This window comes from Carnobacterium divergens, from assembly GCF_900258435.1.
Lineage (GTDB): Bacteria > Bacillota > Bacilli > Lactobacillales > Carnobacteriaceae > Carnobacterium > Carnobacterium divergens_A.
The window spans coordinates 10,044-13,117 of the sequence record NZ_LT992558.1; the positions used below are offsets into that span (position 1 = coordinate 10,044).

Annotated in this window: 1 rRNA gene; it reads right to left on the bottom strand. The window is 49.5% G+C overall.

The annotated features are described in order from the left end of the window. Positions 1-10: 10 nt before the first annotated feature. A 23S ribosomal RNA gene (locus CDIMF43_RS00635) occupies positions 11-2,932 on the bottom strand. Positions 2,933-3,074: the final 142 nt, after the last annotated feature.

The window sequence follows — 3,074 nt, forward strand, 5'->3', positions numbered from 1 at the left end:
CACCATTTATTTGGTTAAGTCCTCGACCGATTAGTATTGGTCCGCTCCATACATCGCTGTACTTCCACTTCCAACCTATCTACCTGATCATCTCTCAGGGGTCTTACTTGCCGAAGCAATGGGAAATCTCATCTCGAGGGGGGCTTCACGCTTAGATGCTTTCAGCGTTTATCCCTTCCACACATAGCTACCCAGCGATGCTCTTGGCAGAACAACTGGTACACCAGCGGTGTGTCCATCCCGGTCCTCTCGTACTAAGGACAGCTCCTCTCAAATTTCCTACGCCCGCGACGGATAGGGACCGAACTGTCTCACGACGTTCTGAACCCAGCTCGCGTACCGCTTTAATGGGCGAACAGCCCAACCCTTGGGACCGACTACAGCCCCAGGATGCGATGAGCCGACATCGAGGTGCCAAACCTCCCCGTCGATGTGGACTCTTGGGGGAGATAAGCCTGTTATCCCCAGGGTAGCTTTTATCCGTTGAGCGATGGCCCTTCCATGCGGAACCACCGGATCACTAAGCCCGACTTTCGTCCCTGCTCGACTTGTAGGTCTCGCAGTCAAGCTCCCTTCTGCCTTTACACTCTACGAATGATTTCCAACCATTCTGAGGGAACCTTTGGGCGCCTCCGTTACTCTTTAGGAGGCGACCGCCCCAGTCAAACTGCCCGTCTGACACTGTCTCCCACCACGATTAGTGGTGAGGGTTAGAGTGGTCATACAGCAAGGGTAGTATCCCACCAATGCCTCCACCGAGACTGGCGTCCCGGCTTCTATGGCTCCTACCTATCCTGTACAAGCTGTACAAACACTCAATATCAAACTGCAGTAAAGCTCCATGGGGTCTTTCCGTCCTGTCGCGGGTAACCTGCATCTTCACAGGTACTATAATTTCACCGAGTCTCTCGTTGAGACAGTGCCCAGATCGTTACGCCTTTCGTGCGGGTCGGAACTTACCCGACAAGGAATTTCGCTACCTTAGGACCGTTATAGTTACGGCCGCCGTTTACTGGGGCTTCAATTCTGAGCTTCGCCGAAGCTAACCCATCCTCTTAACCTTCCAGCACCGGGCAGGCGTCAGCCCCTATACGTCATCTTACGATTTTGCAGAGACCTGTGTTTTTGATAAACAGTCGCCTGGGCCTATTCACTGCGGCTGACCAATTGGTCAGCACCCCTTCTCCCGAAGTTACGGGGTCATTTTGCCGAGTTCCTTAACGAGAGTTCTCTCGCACACCTTAGGATACTCTCCTCGACTACCTGTGTCGGTTTGCGGTACGGGCAGATTGTTTCTAACTAGAAGCTTTTCTTGGCAGTGTGACATCAGGAACTTCGGTACTATTAGTTCCCTCCCCATCACAACTTGTCCTTATAGTAGCAAGCATTTAACTCACTTCAAGACTTGTTGCTTAGACGCGCATATCCAACAGCGCGCATTCCTTAGCCTACTGCGTCCCTCCATTGTTCAAACAAAACAAACTGGTACAGGAATATCAACCTGTTGTCCATCGCCTACGCCTATCGGCCTCGGCTTAGGTCCCGACTAACCCTGGGAGGACGAGCCTTCCCCAGGAAACCTTAGTCATACGGTGGACGGGATTCTCACCCGTCTTTCGCTACTCATACCGGCATTCTCACTTCTAAGCGCTCCACTAGTCCTCACGATCTAGCTTCAACGCCCTTAGAACGCTCTCCTACCATAGAACCCTAAGGTTCTATCCACAGCTTCGGTGTACTGTTTAGCCCCGGTAAATTTTCGGCGCAGGGTCACTCGACTAGTGAGCTATTACGCACTCTTTAAATGATGGCTGCTTCTGAGCCAACATCCTAGTTGTCTAAGCAACCCCACATCCTTTTCCACTTAACAGTAACTTTGGGACCTTAGCTGGTGGTCTGGGCTGTTTCCCTTTCGACTACGGATCTTATCACTCGCAGTCTGACTCCCGGATATAAATCAATGGCATTCGGAGTTTATCTGAATTCGGTAACCCTAGAAGGGCCCCTAGTCCAAACAGTGGCTCTACCTCCATGATTCTTAATTCCGAGGCTAGCCCTAAAGCTATTTCGGAGAGAACCAGCTATCTCCAAGTTCGATTGGAATTTCTCCGCTACCCACACCTCATCCCCGCATTTTTCAACATACGTGGGTTCGGTCCTCCAGTGCGTATTACCGCACCTTCAACCTGGACATGGGTAGGTCACTTGGTTTCGGGTCTACGACCACATACTCATTCGCCCTATTCAGACTCGCTTTCGCTGCGGCTCCGTCTTATCAACTTAACCTCGCATGTAATCGTAACTCGCCGGTTCATTCTACAAAAGGCACGCTATCACCCATTAACGGGCTCTAACTATTTGTAAGCACACGGTTTCAGGTACTCTTTCACTCCCCTTCCGGGGTTCTTTTCACCTTTCCCTCACGGTACTGGTTCACTATCGGTCACTAGGGAGTATTTAGCCTTGCGGGATGGTCCCCGCGGATTCCGACGGAATTTCTCGTGTTCCGCCGTACTCAGGATACACAACAGAGTGAACTTTGTTTCAAATACGGGGCTTTTACCCTCTTCGGCGGACCTTTCCAAGTCGCTTCTTCTACAAAATTCATTTATGACTCTTAATGTCGTGTCCTACAACCCCAAAGAGCAAGCTCTTTGGTTTGGGCTCTTCCCGTTTCGCTCGCCGCTACTCAGGGAATCGAATTTTCTTTCTCTTCCTGCAGGTACTTAGATGTTTCAGTTCTCTGCGTCTACCTCTACTAACCTATGTATTCAGTTAGTAGTAACATCCTATAAAAGATGCTGGGTTCCCCCATTCGGAAATCTTTGGATCAAAGCTTACTTACAGCTCCCCAAAGCATATCGGAGTTAGTCCCGTCCTTCTTCGGCTCCTAGTGCCAAGGCATCCACCGTGCGCCCTTATTAACTTAACCTATTTTGATTACTCAAAATTGTCGTTAATACGTTTTATCTTACGATAAGAACGTTAAAAAACTCATTTAAAACGCGGTGTATACATTGTTTCTTTTTTCATAAATTGCTTTCTTACAATATCCAGTTTTCAAAGAACAAATT